This is a genomic window from Bartonella sp. LJL80, assembly GCF_054871565.1.
Map to the genome: position 1 here is coordinate 266,552 of NZ_JBTXLM010000004.1, position 16,780 is coordinate 283,331.

A 16,780-nucleotide genomic window follows, 5' to 3' on the forward strand; every position below is an offset into this window, starting at 1 on the left:
TCTCAAATAGATGAATAGAAGCGCGATTCTTGGTTTGGCAAGATGCATATGCATCTTGCCAAACCAAATTATAGTTTTAAGCTTCAATCAGACGACGTAAGTCAGGCGGTGTTGCTTCTTCAGCAAGTTGTTTGATGACCTCATCCAAAGACATGGATGTTTGGTCCTGACTTCCCAACCGACGCATGTTAACCGAACCCTCTTCAGCTTCGCGCTTGCCGCAAACTAGAATGACCGGTACTTTCTGCAACGAATGTTCGCGTATTTTATAATTAATCTTTTCATTGCGGAAGTCGGTTGTCGCGCGTAAGCCCGCAGCTTTCAATTTGGCTGCAACTTTTCTGCCATATTCGTCGGCTTCGGACGTGATGGTTGCGACAACAACTTGTTCCGGTGCAAACCAGAGAGGCATATGTCCGGCAAAGTTTTCTATGAGAATTCCAAGAAAACGCTCCATAGAACCACATATAGCGCGGTGAATCATGACGGGTTGCCGTTTTTCAGACTCCTGATCAATGTAAAATGCACCAAAACGTTCAGGCAAATTGAAATCGACCTGCGTTGTGCCGCATTGCCATTCCCGGCCGATAGCATCTTTCAGTGTATATTCGAACTTGGGACCATAAAAAGCGCCTTCGCCGGGCAATACACCGGTTTTGATGCGTCCATTGGACTTTTGTTCGATTGTTTGCAACACATCGGTCATAATGCTTTCGGCACGGTCCCATAATGCATCGGAGCCAACGCGCTTTTCTGGTCTTGTTGAAAGCTTGACTGTAATTTCTTCAAAGCCAAAATCGGCATATGTCGTTAAAATCAAATCGTTGATGCGTAGACATTCACCTGCCAGTTGTTCATCGGTGCAGAAGATGTGTGCATCATCCTGCGTAAAGCCACGCACCCGCATGAGACCGTGAAGCGCGCCTGAAGGTTCATAACGATGCACCGCTCCGAACTCCGCCATTTTTATAGGAAGATCTCTGTAAGACTTCAGGCCATGTTTGAAAATTTGTACATGACCGGGACAATTCATCGGTTTGAGCGCATAGATGCGCTCGTCATCCGTATCATCACCGGCTGGGGTGACTTTAAACATATTATCTCTGTACCAGCCCCAGTGCCCTGAAATTTCCCAAAGCGATTTATCAAGCACTTGCGGTGCGTTTACTTCGGAATATCCATGATCATCAAGGCGGCGGCGCATGTAGCTGACGAGATTTTGGAACATTCTCCAGCCTTTTGCATGCCAGAAAACTACACCGGGACCTTCTTCTTGAAAATGAAACAAGTCCATTTCCCGTCCAAGTCGGCGATGGTCGCGTTTTTCAGCCTCTTCAAGCATATTCAGATAGAGATTGAGTTCTGCCTCGCTGGCAAAGGCAGTCCCGTAAATGCGCGTCAACATCGGATTGTTTGAATCGCCGCGCCAGTATGCACCAGCGACCTTCATCAACTTGAAGGCATTGCCTATTTGTCCTGTGGACTGCATATGCGGACCACGGCAGAGATCAAACCAGTCACCCTGATAATAGATTTTAACATCTTGATCTTCTGGGATGGCGTCAATTAGCTCGACTTTGTAAAGCTCGCCCTTCTCAGAAAAAACCTTCTTCGCTTTTTCACGTGGCCAAATCTCTTTCGTAAAAGGTTTGTTACGCTGAATGATCTCACGCATTTTCTTTTCAATGGTGCCTAAGTCATCCAATGTAAAAGGCTGATTGCGCGCAAAGTCATAGTAGAACCCATTTTCTATAACGGGACCGATAGTTACCTGGGTACCGGGGAACAGCTCCTGCACAGCCTCGGCAAGCACGTGGGCGCAATCATGCCGTATTAATTCGAGCGCGCGTGGGTCTTCCCGTGTAATAATCTCGACATTGCCTGTTTTGAGTAGCGGGTCAGATAGATCGCAGATCACGCCGTCAATGCTAAAAGCAACGGCTTTCTTTGCCAATGATTTGGAAATAGATTCAGCGAGTGATAGACCCGTCATATCGGCTGGATATTCGCGTTTTGATCCATCTGGGAATGTGAGTATAACTGTTGACGACATCGGAAAACTCCTTTTATCCAGTCCCGCCAACGAATGCGGGTGGCTTACATTTATGACTTCAATGCGGTTGCAAAGCGTTTATAGCTGTCTTTTATGAACTATTTAGAAAAAAGAAAAGCTCTAATCGTTTTTCTTTGATCCAATTTTCCAATAACGCCAAGGCGTATACCAATAATGTGTGGCTGGCAGTTTAGGAGGCACGGGATCGTGCCCATGTGTGCCAAACGGGCCGCAGCGTATAATGCGAAAAAGTCCTAACCAAGCACCTGTCCACAAGCCAAAGCGTGCTATCGCTTCATAGGTATATTCGGAGCATGTGGGGAGATGTCGGCAATGATTGCCGATAAAACCAGAGAGAGTCAGCTGATAAAGGCGAACGAAACCCGTACCTAACAATCTGCCGGGTGTTTTTTTCCAAACACCATCGTAATTTCGCGTCTTCTTACTACGCGGATTTGATCGCATTTTGGCTTTCATCTATTTGATTGATACAGTCTACGACGGCATCAAAGGTAAGCATGGTAGAGGCATGCCGTGCTTTATAATCTTTAATGGGTTGCAGGCAGGCAAATTCTGCATATTGGCCGGTTGGAACATTGCCGTCATCAACGAGCATTGCCCAAACAGTTTCTCGCAAGGCTTTGAGAGACTCAGTGGTAGAGCCGATGATATGCTTGGCCATCAGGGAAGATGAGGCTTGTCCTAACGCACAAGCACGTACTTCGTGGGCGAAATCAACAACGATTCCATTGACGACGATTAAATCGACTGTAACCGTAGAGCCGCAGAGACGTGAATTTTTTTTTGCCGTAGCATCCGGATTGTCAAGTCTGCCAATCTTATCGATATGTGCGGCACATTCCAAGATTTTGCTGTTATAGATATCATCTATCATATCATGTAGCCTGTAAAATCAGTCGTTTTTTCTAAACGCACTTTGATTCTGTCTATTTGAGGTTATATAGGAATAAATAGATCAACCACCAAGTCTTGTTTGGTGACAATCCGGAGTCTTATTGCATGCAATCCGATGTGAAGGGAATGGCGGCCTCGCTAAACCAGACAACGAAAGAACACCCCAGTAGACAAGAGGCTGAAGCAGCGGTGCGGACATTGCTGCTGTGGGCGGGGGAGAACCCCGACAGAGAAGGACTTCAGGAAACGCCGAAGCGTGTAATAAACGCTTATGGTGAATTATTTGCAGGATATCAGCAATCAGCTGAAGACATTCTTGGTACTGTTTTCGAAGAAGTTGCCGGCTATAATGAACCAGTGTTGGTGAAAGATATTCCTTTCTTTTCTCATTGTGAACATCACATGGTGCCGATAATCGGAAAAGCGCATGTGGCTTACTTGCCCGACGGAAAAGTCGTTGGACTTTCAAAAATACCTAGGGTTGTCGATGTGTTTGCACGACGGTTGCAAACACAAGAAAGTATAACGGCACAAGTAGCGGATGCTCTGCATCACCACCTTGCCCCGCGTGGCGTCGCTGTCCTTATTGAAGCGGAACACATGTGTATGGCGATGCGCGGCGTGAAAAAACAGGGGTCCACGACTATAACCGCTACATTCCGCGGATCTTATCAAGATGACGCTGTTGCTCAGGCTAATTTCATGCGCATGCTGCGGGGATTTAAGTAATTTGATGAGGATGTCACGATAATGGATGCTGATAAAAAGCAACTTGAAGAAGGAACACTTCTGACGCCTCGTTTCGATCAAAATGGGCTTGTCACCGCAGTCGTAAGTAATGCTGACAATGGTAGTGTTTTAATGGTCGCTCATATGAATGATGAGGCATTAAAACTAACTCTTGAAACTGGAATTGCGCATTATTGGTCGCGTTCACGCCAAAGCCTTTGGAAGAAAGGCGAAACGTCCGGAAATATGCAGTTTGTGCAAGAAATCCGTGTTGATTGTGATCAAGACGCCATTTGGCTGAAGGTCAAAGTGCAGGGGCATGGTGCGACCTGTCATACCGGACGTGAAAGCTGTTTCTATAGGCGTATTGTTATAAACGACAAAAAAGCTTGTCTCGTCGCTGATCAAACGAGTCCAAACTTTGATCCTGACATCGTATACAAGCAATAATTTGACAATCGCATGCTGTGAATGAAGGTGCCAAGCCTTTAAAAATCTCGTGCGAATAAATATTGTAAATATATGAAAAGGGACTTGTATCGGCGTGCATGATTTGTTACATGCCGCGAGCTGATGTTTTCAGCTTCTACCACGTGCGGTCGTGGCGGAATTGGTAGACGCGCAGCGTTGAGGTCGCTGTGGGGCAACCCGTGGAAGTTCGAGTCTTCTCGACCGCACCATTAACCACCGAAGTTTTGGTTATTCTTGAAGCTCGTAGATTGTCCTTATCTCACTGTTTGATAGCGTCGGTTTCGTGTTTCATCAGATATTGTGCGCTGGTTCGGTTTTAAAGCTTTCCTGCTATATTTGATTATCTCAATCAAAATGATTCATAAATTCAGCATTTCTCCTATTGTTGTTTCATCTATCCTTCAATTTTAGCATCGGGTTTTCTTTTATTCTGTCAAATAATCCGGTATTCGGCATGTAGCTGTTGCGCTTTGGGCTATGGCTTAGTCATTCAATGATAGGCAACAAGGCTTAATCATGCAGCAGCCAACTGATATGCGGGTCGTGGCTGCTCAGCATTCTATTAAAAGCCACACAATGAACACATTCCAGCTAAATAGCCTTGGTGTGCTCTTGGTAATATAGTTTACGTGGGCATATTAAGTGGGGTGAATTCAATTTGGTAATACAGAATAATGGCGGACGTACTTCAGGCGATTGTCGCTATAAGCAATAAGCGTTGGGCTTGCCTATGGAGCGTGTGGCGGGATGTATTTCTAGATGTAAGAACATTTATCGCTTAGAATATCGGTTGTTTCGAGAAGAATGGAGATCAATATATGGCTGCGAAGGGCAAGACAAAATGGGGCTGGATTGCAATAGGCGTTGTTGCTTTGGTCGCAGTTTATAGCGGTTTGCAAACCTATTTGCATCCGGGGCTCCCCAAAGGTGTTGCCATGGGGAATGGTCGCATAGAGGCAACTGAAATTGACATTGCTTCAAAACTCGCAGGTCGTATTGCAGATATAACAGCGCGTGAGGGGGATTTCGTTCACGCGGGTGATATTGTAGCACATATGGATACGGAGAACCTGCAAGCGCAGCTTCGTGAGGCACAAGCCCAACTCAAACAGGCTGAGATAAATATCGAAACAGCCAAGATGCAAGTGGAACAAAGACAAGCAGAACAAGAGGCAGCGAATGCAACCGTTTCTCAGAATGAAGTTCAAAGAGATAATGCTGAGCGGCGCTTGCAGCGCTCTCTAACATTGCAGCAACGGGGCACTGTTTCTGCGCAGGTTAAGGATGATGATCAGGCATCATACGATGGTGCAATCGCAGCCGTCGCCGCCGCTAAGGCTCAGCTTGCAGCATCAAAGGCTGCTGTTTCCGCCTCTCAGGCCAATGTTGTAAATGCTGAAGCAGCCGTAGATGCAGCAAAAGCAACTATCGAACGGATTCAATCCGATATCGATGACAGTAGCCTAAAGGCAACGCGATCAGGACGTATCCAATATCGTATAGCGCAACCGGGTGAAGTTGTTTCGGCTGGTGGCCGGGTTCTCAACCTCGTTGATCTCGGCGATGTTTATATGACATTTTTTCTTCCCACCAATGATGTCGGCAAGATAGCCATTGGCACCGAGGTACGTATCGTTCTGGATGCCGCTCCGCAATATGTTATCCCTGCAAATATTTCCTTTGTTTCAGATGTTGCCCAATTTACACCGAAAACCGTAGAGACAGCAGAAGAACGCACGAAATTAATGTTCCGGGTACGCGCGCAAATACCGCAAAATCTGCTCGAGAAATACATCAAACAGGTCAAAACCGGTTTGCCTGGCGTAGCTTATGTCAAAACTGATCCGTCGGCTGATTGGCCCGCGATCGTCAAGAACACAGTAGCTCAATGACTGTTTTGCCTGATATCTCAAGCCCCGTGAAGTCTGGTCCTGTCGTAGAGCTCGAAAAAGTACGGCTGGTTTACGGTGATAAGGTAGCTATCGACGGCATCGATTTAGATATTCCAGCAGGTAAGATGATCGGTTTGATAGGGCCAGATGGCGTTGGCAAGTCCAGTCTCTTGTCGTTGATTACCGGTGCTCGCAAGATTCAAGACGGGAGTGTACGCGTTCTAGGCGGGGATATGCGCGACAGACAACACCGTTTAAATGTTTGTCCAGATATTGCCTATATGCCGCAAGGGTTGGGAAAAAACCTTTATCCGACATTGTCCGTACAAGAAAATGCCGATTTTTTTGCTCGTTTATTTGGGCAAGATAAGGCAGAGCGTGACCAACGCATTGCGGATTTGTGTAAACGGACGGGTTTGAATGGTTTTGAAGGCAGGCCTGCTGGAAAATTGTCCGGTGGTATGAAACAAAAACTTGGTTTGATTTGTTCTCTGATCCATGATCCGAAATTATTGGTTTTGGACGAACCGACAACGGGTGTTGATCCCCTCTCAAGACGTCAATTTTGGGACCTGATAGATGATATACGCTCTGAGAAAACAGATATGAGCGTTATGGTCGCAACTGCATATATGGAAGAGGCTGCCCGTTTCGACTGGTTGGTGGCGATGTATGACGGCAAGGTTTTGGCAACTGGAACGCCTGCCGAACTGTTAGAGAAAACCGGTACAAAAACCCTTGACGATGCTTTCATTGCTCTGATGCCTTTGGAGGCGCAAAATGGGCATACTGCGGTGGTCATACCACCAAGGCGTGAAACTGTGGATGAAGAAATAGCCATCGAAGCCGATGGTTTAACTCAACGGTTCGGTGATTTTACAGCTGTCGATCATGTAAGTTTCCGGATTAAAAAAGGAGAAATATTCGGGTTTCTTGGGTCGAATGGCTGTGGCAAAAGCACAACTATGAAGATGCTGACTGGTCTACTGCCAGCAACAGAGGGTACTGCAAAGCTATTCGGAAAACAGATAGACGCTGATGATATGGAAACAAGGCATCATGTGGGATATATGAGCCAGGCGTTTTCGCTTTATTCTGAATTGACAGTTCTGGAAAATCTGCAGCTTCATGCAAAGCTGTTTGAGATACCGGCAGAAAAAGTTAAAGTGCGAATGCAATTGATGATTGAGCGGTTCGAGTTAGGCGATGTTCTAGATGTCATGCCAGATTCGTTACCACTCGGTATACGGCAACGTATGTCACTGGCAGTCGCGCTGTTGCATGAACCAGAGATATTGATCCTGGATGAGCCGACTTCGGGTGTGGATCCTATAGCGCGCGATCAGTTGTGGCAGCAGCTTGGTGACTTGGCGCGCAATGACAACGTTACGATTTTCATTACAACGCATTTTATGAATGAGGCGGAGAGATGCGATCGTATTTCTCTCATGCATGCCGGCAAAGTTTTGGTGACCGACAAGCCCGCGGAAATTGTTAGATCTAAAAACGCTGCGTCACTCGAGCAGGCATTCATTGAATACCTTCAGGAGGCTATTGATGACCTTAATGCAAATACGCCGAACAAAGATGTAGTCGCCGAACCTGTATTGACGAGTGGAATACCGGTAAAGAAAGATAACGCAATCATTCGCGGTTTGAAAAAGCGTTTCGATGTTATGCGGATGATGAGCTATGCTCATCGGGAGTCTCTCGAATTGAGGCGTGACCCTATTCGAGCTACCATGGCTCTTCTGGGGAGCGTGATACTCATGTTTGTCATCGGGTACGGTATCAATACAGAGGTTGAAAACTTGACATTCGCAGTTCTCGACCATGATCAATCGACGATCAGTCGCGACTACATTCAACAGATATCCGGATCGCGCTATTTTATTCAAAAAAAAGATATTGTTGATTACACAGATCTTGATGCGCGTATGCGTGCGGGTGATATTAGCTTGGCGATAGAAATACCACCAAACTTTGCGCAAGATCTTGAGCGTGGCCGTAATGTTGAAGTGGGAGCGTGGATCGATGGCGCAATGCCTCAACGAGCCGAAACTGTCAGAGGATATGTGCAAGGTATGCATGCTCTTTGGCTCAAAAACAGAAGCAACATGTTGCAAGGGAAGCAGGCCACTCTTGGGGATTACCGCTTGGAAATTCGTTACCGCTATAATCCTGGTATCGAAAGTCTAACCGCAATGGTTCCGGCTGTTATTCCCATTCTTCTATTGATTATTCCGGCCATGCTATCGGCATTGTCGGTTGTCCGAGAAAAAGAGATGGGGTCTATTATCAATCTCTATGTTACTCCGGTAACCCGTTTGGAGTTTTTGGTTGGCAAGCAGTTGCCCTATATTGCTTTGGGGATGCTTAATTGCATTCTTCTTTGGCTTTTCGCTGTTTTCATATTCCGTGTAAACTTTACCGGTGGCATTTTGACGTTCATGGTTGCGGGATTGCTTTATGTAGCTTTTTCCACCGCGTTTGGCTTATTGATTTCGACATTCATGAACAGCCAGATAGCTGCAATTTTCGGTGCCGCCGTTTTGACAATTCTACCCGCAACTCAGTTTTCCGGACTTATTGATCCGGTTAGTTCGCTTCAGGGAGCAGGGCGCTTAATAGGTGATATCTATCCTACGACATATTTCATCCTGATATCGCGCGGGACTTTCGCAAAGGCTCTCGAATTTCAAGATTTGATCAGTTCATTTATCCCGCTTTTGGTGGCGGCACCGTTGCTTGTTGCCGTAGCAACATTGCTTACGAAAAAACAGGCGAAGTAACGCTATGAAGTTGGATCATATATTTCAGTTAGGGATCAAAGAACTGCGCAGTGTGTTTCGCGATCCGATGCTGCTTATTTTGATCATTTACGCATTTACACTTTCAATCTATACGGCCTCTCGCGCTGCCCCTGAAACGTTAAGTAATACACCAATAGCGATAGTTGATGAAGATAGCTCACCGTTATCAACGCGTATCGCCACCGCATTCCTACCGCCTTATTTCATAACGCCGGTCGATATTGATCAGTCGCAGATTGATTCTCGTATGGATCAAGGTGTCGATACATTTGCAGTTGATATTCCACCAAATTTTCAGCGTGATGTCTTGGCAGGGCGCTCCCCAGCAATCCAACTGAATGTAGACGCGACAAGAACAAGCCAGGCATTAACAGGTTCCGGTTACATTCAGCAAATTGTAGATGCGGAAGTTCGTGAATTTCTGGATCGATATCGGTCTAATGCACCGCAGCAAGTATCGCTCACTTTGCGGGCTCGTTTTAATCCTGAATTGAACAAGTCGTGGTTCGGCTCGATTATCAACGTTATTAACAGTATCACTATGCTGTCAATTATCCTCACTGGGACAGCGTTGATACGTGAACGCGAACATGGCACGGTTGAACACCTTCTCGTAATGCCGGTCACTCCGACGGAAATTATGATTTCCAAGGTATGGTCAATGGGGATGATCGTCCTCGTCGCTGCAACATTCTCGTTGATATTTATCGTTCAAGGTTTGTTGAAAGTACCGATAGAAGGCTCCATCCCATTGTTTCTTATGGGGACGGTACTTCAGTTATTCGCTACAACGTCGATGGGCATTGCGTTAGCAACCGTTGCTGGCTCCATGCCGCAGTTTGGATTGTTACTTATGCTTGTCTTGATGCCACTACAAATACTTTCCGGTGGCAGTACACCGCGTGAAAGCATGCCGGAAGTTATCCAAAACATCATGCTTGCCGCACCCAATACGCATTTCATCATGATGGCTCAATCCATTTTATATCGCGGAGCGGGTTTTTCCGTGGTATGGGTCAACTTTGCCGCTTTGGCACTAATCGGGGCACTTTTATTCGCATTTTCCCTCAATCGGTTCAGGGCGACACTTAAATGAAGAATTTCGGTATCAATAAAACGCTTATATTGTTGGTTTGTTTTGTTGCTCTGGCGTCCTGCGGGGGGCCTCGCGCGGTTTTATGGCATGGTAAAAATGCTACGCCATCGATGATTGCTGCCAGAGATGCAGCCATTGACAAGCCTGCATTGCCGAAAGCTGTTGTTCCAGTCTATGTTGCGACAAGTCGGCAGGCACAGGACGACTATTCACAACCTTACGGCAGCAAACGTTCAAAAGATTTGAATTATAGCCGTGTGGATGTAGGGATACCGCAAGAGCATGAAAAAGGTTTGGTTGAAACCAATGGGTACAAGCCAGATCTCAAAAAATACTTCTCAGCTGTCGCTTTACAAAAGTATGACGATAGAAGCGCTTTCAAAAAACAACTGAATGCAGCTTTAGATAAAAAGCCCAAGGGGAAAAGAGAAATTTTCCTGTTTATTCATGGTTATAACAATAATTTTGCAGATAGCACGTTTAGAGCTGCGCAATTTGCGTATGACTATTCCCTCAATGCCGTAACGGTACATTATTCTTGGCCTTCTGGTGGATCGTTGGCTTTATATGTCTATGATCGTGATAGTGCTGATTTCGCCCGTGATGGTTTAGCAGACCTATTAACGCTGCTAAGCGAAACCGACGCAAACCAAATCACTGTTGTTGCACATTCGATGGGAAATTACGTAACCATGGAAGCTTTGCGCAGCCTCGCTTTGCAGGGGAAACGTTATCCGATCGATCGCATCTCAAGTTTCTTGATGGCGGCGCCAGATATCGATGTCGATGTTTTTGAACGCCAGTTAAAAGATATTAAAAAAATGCCATCACCCACGGCTGTTCTTGTATCACGAAAGGATACGGCATTGGCTGTTTCTGGACGTTTGACCGGTGGCCATGCACGAGTTGGTGATGGTTCCAGTATCGAACTCTTACAGAGTAATGGTATTACCGTCCTTGATCTTTCCGATGTTGATGGTGGCGCACATAACGTGTTTGCATCATCGCCTACACTTATGGCATTGGCGCACGACGGTTCACTGGCTGCTACCATTATGAAAGGCACCGAGCCGACGGGTGGGCAGGCAATCTTAGCTGATGGCGGCAACGTTTTGAGAGGTACGACCAACCTTATCCTCTATACGCCGGCAAGACTTATCTCTTCCATCGGAGATTGATAAAACAGATTAAGGTCGTTTATGACATCTCATTTACGGTTAGAAAAAATAGCTCAAACGCGTTTAACCTTTCCTTCGTGGAGGCAGCTAACGCGCCTATGTTTTGGTGCCTGTTTGTTTTGGTTACTGTTTTTGGTTCCGTGGTATGCACAGGCAATAGAGGCCTCGTTTGATCAAACAGCGTTTGTAACCCGCTTTTCCCAATCGTTTGGAAAGTCTGTTAATGTATCAGTCGGTTCAGTGGAACGGAGCGGCGCAAGTGATCTTATCTTAAAGGATGTATTGATCGCAGGAAGACCGCTATCACCTGCGACATCGTTAGGGGTGGTGACGTTTATCGGTATCAGAGCGGAAGACCATGGTGGTTTTAGCATGAAAGAGGTTTTTATTCCCTCTCTTCGCTACGTCTATGAAGATAATGTTATCACTGCTGATAATGTTTTTTTACGTGATATTTCATTGCCACCCAATAAAGGGCTATACAATCAGGATATCGGATTCCGTTATCTATCGGGACAGTTTTCCCGACTTGAATTGTTCGATAGCAACAAGAAACGGCTGGCGCGTTTGGAAAATGGCCAAGTCAGGTTGCGCCCATCGATTAAACAGAATCCAGTCGGCTTCGCCATTTCTGTTCCTAAGATCACAGTCTACGTCGAAAACTTTCCAGCCGGCTCTACGCGTGAAGATTTCTTAGCTATGGGATATAAGCCAGCAACGGGAAAACTTGAGATGAAGGGCGCCTATGGAGGCGAACAAGCTCTTATGCAGCTGGATGCATTTCGGCTAACGCTCAACAATGGGGGCGTGCTAACTGTGGCATTGAAGATGGATGGAATGACATTGGATTCCTTGCTCACCATCGTTACTCTGCAACGTGAAAATGGACGCGGTAAGTTAAAAACCTCTAAAATGTGGTTTGGTATGCTGGGACAAGTACAGCGTTACAACTTTCATAATGGTAGTCTTCGCTTTGAAGATAAGTCCTTCACAGGAAAATTGTTGAAAGCTGAAGCCAAGCGTAACAACACGAACGCGAATAGCTTGAAAGAAAGTTGGAAGACTGGTCTCCCAGGATGGCTTTCCTTCGCTAAAGATACAGATTTCATGGAAGAGGCAAAAAGTGCCATGACCGCTTATCTTGATAAACCTACTTCCCTGCAGATCAGCTCGAACCCAATGGCGCGGCTTCCTGTGATTATGTTGGCTATCTCGGGAAAGCTAAGTCCTAAGCAATTGGTGCGACAACTTAATCTATCCATTGCAGCGAACCAATAAAGGAGCGACTCTGTTAGTATTTCTTTTACGATGGCGTGCTAACGTGATTGCGATAGTGGGATATAATCGTTGGCTGGATATCCCGAATGTTCAAATTAGAGACTTCAACACACGAAGATTTAGAAACACAAAGTTCATCGCCTTCAGGTGCATCTTATTTATCCGGGCTTGCTGAGCGGCTTTTACTTGTCCAAGCGCAACTGGCCAAACTTGATGGCAATTCAAAAAAAGACACGCCAAATACGCTGATAGTTAAACAGTTACAGCAGCAATTGGATCAAGTTTCATATGCCCTGGTGATGGAATACCGTATCCGTATTTCAAATGAACAAATGCTGCGTGATATCATGATGGCCTTCACACAGCAGAATGCTGCTTTGACGTGTAACTTGCACGAAACGGGCAGGCTTTTGATGCAAGAAATTCGCGCGATCCGCGAACAAACACTCAATCCCCATCCTCAACGTTATGACGGAGCGAAGGTCGAGATAGGTGACACGTCTGTTTCAAATATTGATAAGATCATAAAAGGATTGCAAATGGCTCGTGAAAAGCTGGCCGGTGATAATCCACATCTTTTCCAATAGTCCAAAAGTACCTTTTTGCCTCACACACTTTCATAAATTTTTCATACACGTTTACCGCGCTTGATAATTCGTCGGGTAAATATATGCACTTCGTTTCAGAGGACAGCTTTTGTCGCGGCAAAGCTGCTTGACAATACAGAACCTTTCAGTAATAGATATATCAGTCATAGATCAGCAAAATAAAAAACGCTGACAGACTTAGGGGAATATATTTTGCTGCGCTTTCCCATCGGTTGGAGGCTTTTCCGCCGTCCGTTTCAACATCGCAGCTCACCTGTCTGGCAGGTACAATAGGAGGCTTAAAATGAGAAATTTTCTATATATATCATCAGCCGTGGCAGCACTTTTGGCAAGTCAGCTATCGACTGCTTCCGCTGATATGCTGGACGATATCGTTAGTTCTGGTAAATTGCGCTGCGCGGTTACGCTCGATTTTCCACCAATGGGTTCGCGGGATGCCGGTAACAATCCGATTGGCTTTGATGTCGACTATTGTAATGATTTGGCTAAATCCCTCGACGTTACAGCAGAAGTTGTGGAGACACCCTTTCCAGACCGTGTACCAGCATTGATGTCTGGCCGTGCGGATGTTGTTATCGCTTCAACATCCGATACTTTGGAACGTGCGAAAGTAGTTGGTTTTTCCATTCCTTATATGGTCAATCGCATGATTGTATTGACTCGTAAGGATACTGGAATCAAATCCTATGATGATTTGAAAGGCCGAAATCTCGGCAATACAGCTAGCACATACGAAGAAGGACTGCTAAAAGCCGACATCGAAAAATGGGGTGGTGGCTCATATAAGGCTTACCAATCTCAAAACGACACTATTCTTGCCGTTGCACAAGGTCATATCGACGCTTCCGTTTTGACGGAAACGACGGCGCAAGAAGCGATAAAATCTGGTAACTATCCAAATCTCGAAATTGCTGCGATAGCACCATATGTTGCAGACTATTACGGTATCGCGACTAAGCGTGACGAATATGGCCTCATCAACTATCTAAACCTGTTTATTCACCAACAGGTGCGTACCGGTCGTTATGCCGAACTCTATAAAAAGTGGGTCGGTGATAACCCTGCGGATCTTACGACACCGCTTACTTATCGTTAAATTCAATTGGCCAACGCTTTCATAGCGTTGGCTGTTTCAATCTTGATGAATTGCAAACGACGTTTTTGCTTTTAGCTAAACGAGCGATGAATTTCGTTCGTTGGGGATGTTTGCACGTCATCAAGCGTTTCTTACAAAGATAATCGATTGGTGGGCTTAGTATGCACGGCGGTTGCTCAATTGAAAGAAATAGGTTTTCTGCTCGCGAATGTATAGAAGGTCAGATTTCTGCACCGATCGTATATAGCGATGTTCCGCTTAGTTTTTGGGGGGGCATTGATCCTGAAACCGGAATTGTGATTGATCATCATCATCCATTAAATGGTGTCTGTGTCGCAAAGCATATACTGGCTATTCCGGGCGGGCGTGGGTCGTGCACCGGCAGCGCTGTTATGCTGGAGCTGCTTCTCAATGGATTAGCGCCTGCTGGACTCATTCTCTGTGAAATTGATGAAATCTTGATTGTCGGTGTTCTCGTTGCCCGATTATTTTTCGGGAAATCGATACCCGTCGTAGTTCTAGACAGCCAAGAATTCAATCGGCTGAAGACATTCGAGACAGCATTCTTAAATGTAGAACCTGATGGTGCGTGTACGGAGAGGGACCGGAGCGCATTTGTGAGAGCTAAAACGCAGAGTCTCCAAACGAATGCGGAGCAGTTATATCTTTCGCAGGAAGATCATGCTGTTTTGGAGGGTAGGAAAGGTGAGGGTAGGCGACTGGCATTGGAGCTCATCATTCATATGGCGAAGTTGCAAAATGCTACCCGGTTAATAGACGTAACTCAGGCGCATATTGACGCATGTATCTATACTGGCCCTGCTGTTTTGAAATTTGCTCGTTTACTTCGTCAACACGGTGCGAAAACACAGGTACCAACAACACTTAATGCAATATCTGTCGATATTTGCCATTCAAAATCGTGGCAGATCAGGGGGAATCCCGCGGCGGAACTTGCTCAATGCTATGTTGATCTAGGAGCGAAGCCAAGCTTCACATGCGCCCCGTATCTACTTGATACTGCACCGAAAATGGGTGATAATATTGGTTGGGCAGAATCTAATGCTGTGATGTATGCCAATAGTATCTTGGGGGCAAGAACGCAAAAATATCCAGATTTTGTGGACGCCTGCATATCAGTGACTGGTCGTGCGCCTGAGAGTGGTTGCCATGTCACCCAATCACGTTCACCCCAAATCAGAATAAATATAGCAGTACCAGACGAAATTGATGATCTTTTCTATCCGTTAGTCGGATATAGCGTGGGAAAAATAAGTGGACGCAAGATTCCAATCTTGTGTGGTTTAGAAGCTCTTTCGCCCGATAATGATGATTTGAAAGCTTTATCAGCTGCATTTGCGACGACATCGTCCGCGCCCATGCTTCATATTCGTGGCATCACACCAGAATGGAAAATGTTCGAATATCATACGATTTCTGAAGAAGCGATAATTGATATCGCCTTATTGGAAGAAGACTTCAGAGAACTTAATGCGACCCAGAACGCGAAGGTAGATCTCATTGCGTTGGGAAATCCACACTTCTCGTTGAGTGAATGCCATAAGCTGGCACGCTGCTGTACAGGTAAAGTGAAGTCGCCAGATATTGAGATGGTCGTTACTCTGGGAAGATCTGTTCTCGAACAATTTCGGGATACTGATGATTATGAAGTTCTTCGCGAATTTGGTGTGACATTCGTCAATGATACGTGTTGGTGCATGATATCACAGCCTGTCATTCATGAAGGCATAAAAACCATCATGACGAATTCTGGAAAATACGCACATTACGGTCAAGGATTGACAGGTTGCGCGATGATTTTTGGCAGTTTGGTACAATGCGTAGACGCAGCTGTGAGCGGAATTAGGCCGGACAGACAGCCATTATGGTTGGAGGAAAGATCGACGCGAATGGATCGAGGTTAGCGACATGACACTATTAGACGTATCTCGTCGGCGACAATGTCGGGAGGAGTGAAAAAAGAATGTTCAATTACAAATTTCAATGGCGCATCGTTTGGCAAAAACTGCCTGTGCTTCTTGATGGAGCATGGGTAACGCTTTATACCGCCGCTATCGCGATGATCTTAGCGATCATTATCGCACTCGCACTTCTCTCTATGCGACGTTCCGCTTCGCGTTTGCCGCGAGCGATTGCTACGGTTTGGGTTTCGATCGCGCGGAATACGCCATCTCTTCTTCAGATATATTTCCTCTATTTCGGCCTTGGTGCTTTCGGTATCTTCATAAACTCATGGGCGGCGCTGTTAATTGCAGTAACATTCAATAGCGCAGGATATCTGGCAGAAAATTTTCGCGGTGGCATGAAAGCTGTTCCAGAAACGCAAACCCGTGCAGCGCGCTCTCTTGGCATGACACGATTTCAAGCCTTCCGTATCATTGTTGTTCCTCAGCTTCTCCGGATTGTTTACTATCCACTGACAAATCAAATGATCTGGACATTGTTGATGACATCTCTTGGTGTCGTCGTCGGAATGACCTCCGACTTGATGGCGGTCACAAAAAGCATTGCAGATAGCAGCTATCGTACATTTGAAATCTTCTTCGCTGCAGCCGTTATTTATTACTGTCTTTCAAAAATTCTTATGTTGGCGGCTCGTCTCGCAGCATGGAAAATTCTGAGATATTGAG

The 16,780-nt window shown here is 45.8% G+C and carries 14 protein-coding genes and 1 tRNA gene; 12 read left to right on the forward strand and 3 right to left on the reverse strand.

Annotation, left to right across the window (positions count from 1 at the left end; genetic code table 11):
* Nucleotides 1-76: 76 nt before the first annotated feature.
* From thrS to ACYSNS_RS08045, 3 genes are all read right to left on the reverse strand, one after another.
* Nucleotides 77-2,053 carry a threonine--tRNA ligase gene (gene thrS, locus ACYSNS_RS08035; protein ID WP_461722625.1) on the reverse strand — a complete coding sequence of 659 codons (1,977 nt, stop codon included), beginning with the start codon at nucleotides 2,051-2,053 and terminating at the stop codon, nucleotides 77-79.
* A gap of 120 nt (nucleotides 2,054-2,173) precedes the next feature.
* Nucleotides 2,174-2,518: a membrane protein insertion efficiency factor YidD gene (gene yidD, locus ACYSNS_RS08040; RefSeq protein WP_461722626.1), complete on the reverse strand. Its 345-nt coding sequence runs from the start codon at nucleotides 2,516-2,518 to the stop codon at nucleotides 2,174-2,176.
* Entirely contained in the window at nucleotides 2,499-2,948 is a 450-nt protein-coding gene (locus ACYSNS_RS08045) for an iron-sulfur cluster assembly scaffold protein (RefSeq protein ID WP_461722627.1), read from the reverse strand. The genes yidD and ACYSNS_RS08045 overlap by 20 nt, the downstream gene beginning before the upstream one ends.
* 125 nt (nucleotides 2,949-3,073) lie before the next feature.
* Here ACYSNS_RS08045 and folE point away from each other — a divergent pair, with 125 nt between their 5' ends.
* The 12 genes from folE (at nucleotide 3,074) to ACYSNS_RS08105 (ending at nucleotide 16,779) form a co-directional block, all read left to right on the forward strand.
* On the forward strand, nucleotides 3,074-3,697 hold the full coding sequence (gene folE / locus ACYSNS_RS08050) for a GTP cyclohydrolase I FolE (RefSeq protein ID WP_461722628.1): 624 nt from the start codon (nucleotides 3,074-3,076) through the stop codon (nucleotides 3,695-3,697).
* A 21-nt stretch (nucleotides 3,698-3,718) separates the two neighbouring features.
* Nucleotides 3,719-4,147 carry a phosphoribosyl-AMP cyclohydrolase gene (hisI, locus tag ACYSNS_RS08055; protein WP_461722629.1) on the forward strand — a complete coding sequence of 143 codons (429 nt, stop codon included), beginning with the start codon at nucleotides 3,719-3,721 and terminating at the stop codon, nucleotides 4,145-4,147.
* Nucleotides 4,148-4,292: 145 nt separating this feature from the next.
* Nucleotides 4,293-4,377: transfer RNA gene (locus ACYSNS_RS08060), tRNA-Leu, on the forward strand.
* Between the two features lie 609 nt (nucleotides 4,378-4,986).
* Nucleotides 4,987-6,060 (forward strand): HlyD family secretion protein, encoded by a 1,074-nt coding sequence (locus tag ACYSNS_RS08065; RefSeq protein ID WP_461722630.1) that lies wholly within the window; start codon nucleotides 4,987-4,989, stop codon nucleotides 6,058-6,060.
* Complete coding sequence (gene rbbA, locus ACYSNS_RS08070; RefSeq protein WP_461722631.1) at nucleotides 6,057-8,852, forward strand: ribosome-associated ATPase/putative transporter RbbA; 2,796 nt, start codon at nucleotides 6,057-6,059, stop codon at nucleotides 8,850-8,852. Before ACYSNS_RS08065 ends, rbbA begins: the two co-directional genes overlap by 4 nt.
* A 4-nt stretch (nucleotides 8,853-8,856) precedes the next feature.
* Nucleotides 8,857-9,969, forward strand: a complete 1,113-nt coding sequence (locus ACYSNS_RS08075) for an ABC transporter permease (RefSeq protein ID WP_461722632.1) — start codon at nucleotides 8,857-8,859, stop codon at nucleotides 9,967-9,969.
* Nucleotides 9,966-11,147 carry an alpha/beta hydrolase gene (locus ACYSNS_RS08080; RefSeq protein ID WP_461722633.1) on the forward strand — a complete coding sequence of 394 codons (1,182 nt, stop codon included), beginning with the start codon at nucleotides 9,966-9,968 and terminating at the stop codon, nucleotides 11,145-11,147. Before ACYSNS_RS08075 ends, ACYSNS_RS08080 begins: the two co-directional genes overlap by 4 nt.
* Nucleotides 11,148-11,519: 372 nt before the next feature.
* Complete coding sequence (locus ACYSNS_RS08085) at nucleotides 11,520-12,425, forward strand: hypothetical protein (RefSeq protein WP_461722634.1); 906 nt, start codon at nucleotides 11,520-11,522, stop codon at nucleotides 12,423-12,425.
* An 86-nt stretch (nucleotides 12,426-12,511) separates the two neighbouring features.
* Nucleotides 12,512-13,012, forward strand: coding sequence for a hypothetical protein (locus ACYSNS_RS08090; RefSeq protein ID WP_461722635.1), 501 nt, complete (start codon nucleotides 12,512-12,514; stop codon nucleotides 13,010-13,012).
* A 304-nt stretch (nucleotides 13,013-13,316) separates the two neighbouring features.
* Entirely contained in the window at nucleotides 13,317-14,129 is an 813-nt protein-coding gene (locus ACYSNS_RS08095) for an ABC transporter substrate-binding protein (protein WP_461722636.1), read from the forward strand.
* 161 nt (nucleotides 14,130-14,290) lie between these two features.
* On the forward strand, nucleotides 14,291-16,054 hold the full coding sequence (gene lhpI, locus ACYSNS_RS08100; protein WP_461722637.1) for a cis-3-hydroxy-L-proline dehydratase: 1,764 nt from the start codon (nucleotides 14,291-14,293) through the stop codon (nucleotides 16,052-16,054).
* Between the two features lie 59 nt (nucleotides 16,055-16,113).
* Nucleotides 16,114-16,779: an amino acid ABC transporter permease gene (locus ACYSNS_RS08105; RefSeq protein WP_461722638.1), complete on the forward strand. Its 666-nt coding sequence runs from the start codon at nucleotides 16,114-16,116 to the stop codon at nucleotides 16,777-16,779.
* Nucleotide 16,780: the final 1 nt, after the last annotated feature.

What these genes read in the sequence shown, in the direction of transcription:
- thrS (WP_461722625.1), bottom strand. Translation starts at nt 2,053, where the DNA reads ATGTCGTCAACAGTTATACTCACATTCCCAGATGGATCAAAACGCGAA.
- yidD (WP_461722626.1), bottom strand. Translation starts at nt 2,518, where the DNA reads ATGCGATCAAATCCGCGTAGTAAGAAGACGCGAAATTACGATGGTGTT.
- ACYSNS_RS08045 (WP_461722627.1), bottom strand. Translation starts at nt 2,948, where the DNA reads ATGATAGATGATATCTATAACAGCAAAATCTTGGAATGTGCCGCACAT.
- folE (WP_461722628.1), top strand. Translation starts at nt 3,074, where the DNA reads ATGCAATCCGATGTGAAGGGAATGGCGGCCTCGCTAAACCAGACAACG.
- hisI (WP_461722629.1), top strand. Translation starts at nt 3,719, where the DNA reads ATGGATGCTGATAAAAAGCAACTTGAAGAAGGAACACTTCTGACGCCT.
- ACYSNS_RS08065 (WP_461722630.1), top strand. Translation starts at nt 4,987, where the DNA reads ATGGCTGCGAAGGGCAAGACAAAATGGGGCTGGATTGCAATAGGCGTT.
- rbbA (WP_461722631.1), top strand. Translation starts at nt 6,057, where the DNA reads ATGACTGTTTTGCCTGATATCTCAAGCCCCGTGAAGTCTGGTCCTGTC.
- ACYSNS_RS08075 (WP_461722632.1), top strand. Translation starts at nt 8,857, where the DNA reads ATGAAGTTGGATCATATATTTCAGTTAGGGATCAAAGAACTGCGCAGT.
- ACYSNS_RS08080 (WP_461722633.1), top strand. Translation starts at nt 9,966, where the DNA reads ATGAAGAATTTCGGTATCAATAAAACGCTTATATTGTTGGTTTGTTTT.
- ACYSNS_RS08085 (WP_461722634.1), top strand. Translation starts at nt 11,520, where the DNA reads ATGAAAGAGGTTTTTATTCCCTCTCTTCGCTACGTCTATGAAGATAAT.
- ACYSNS_RS08090 (WP_461722635.1), top strand. Translation starts at nt 12,512, where the DNA reads ATGTTCAAATTAGAGACTTCAACACACGAAGATTTAGAAACACAAAGT.
- ACYSNS_RS08095 (WP_461722636.1), top strand. Translation starts at nt 13,317, where the DNA reads ATGAGAAATTTTCTATATATATCATCAGCCGTGGCAGCACTTTTGGCA.
- lhpI (WP_461722637.1), top strand. Translation starts at nt 14,291, where the DNA reads ATGCACGGCGGTTGCTCAATTGAAAGAAATAGGTTTTCTGCTCGCGAA.
- ACYSNS_RS08105 (WP_461722638.1), top strand. Translation starts at nt 16,114, where the DNA reads ATGTTCAATTACAAATTTCAATGGCGCATCGTTTGGCAAAAACTGCCT.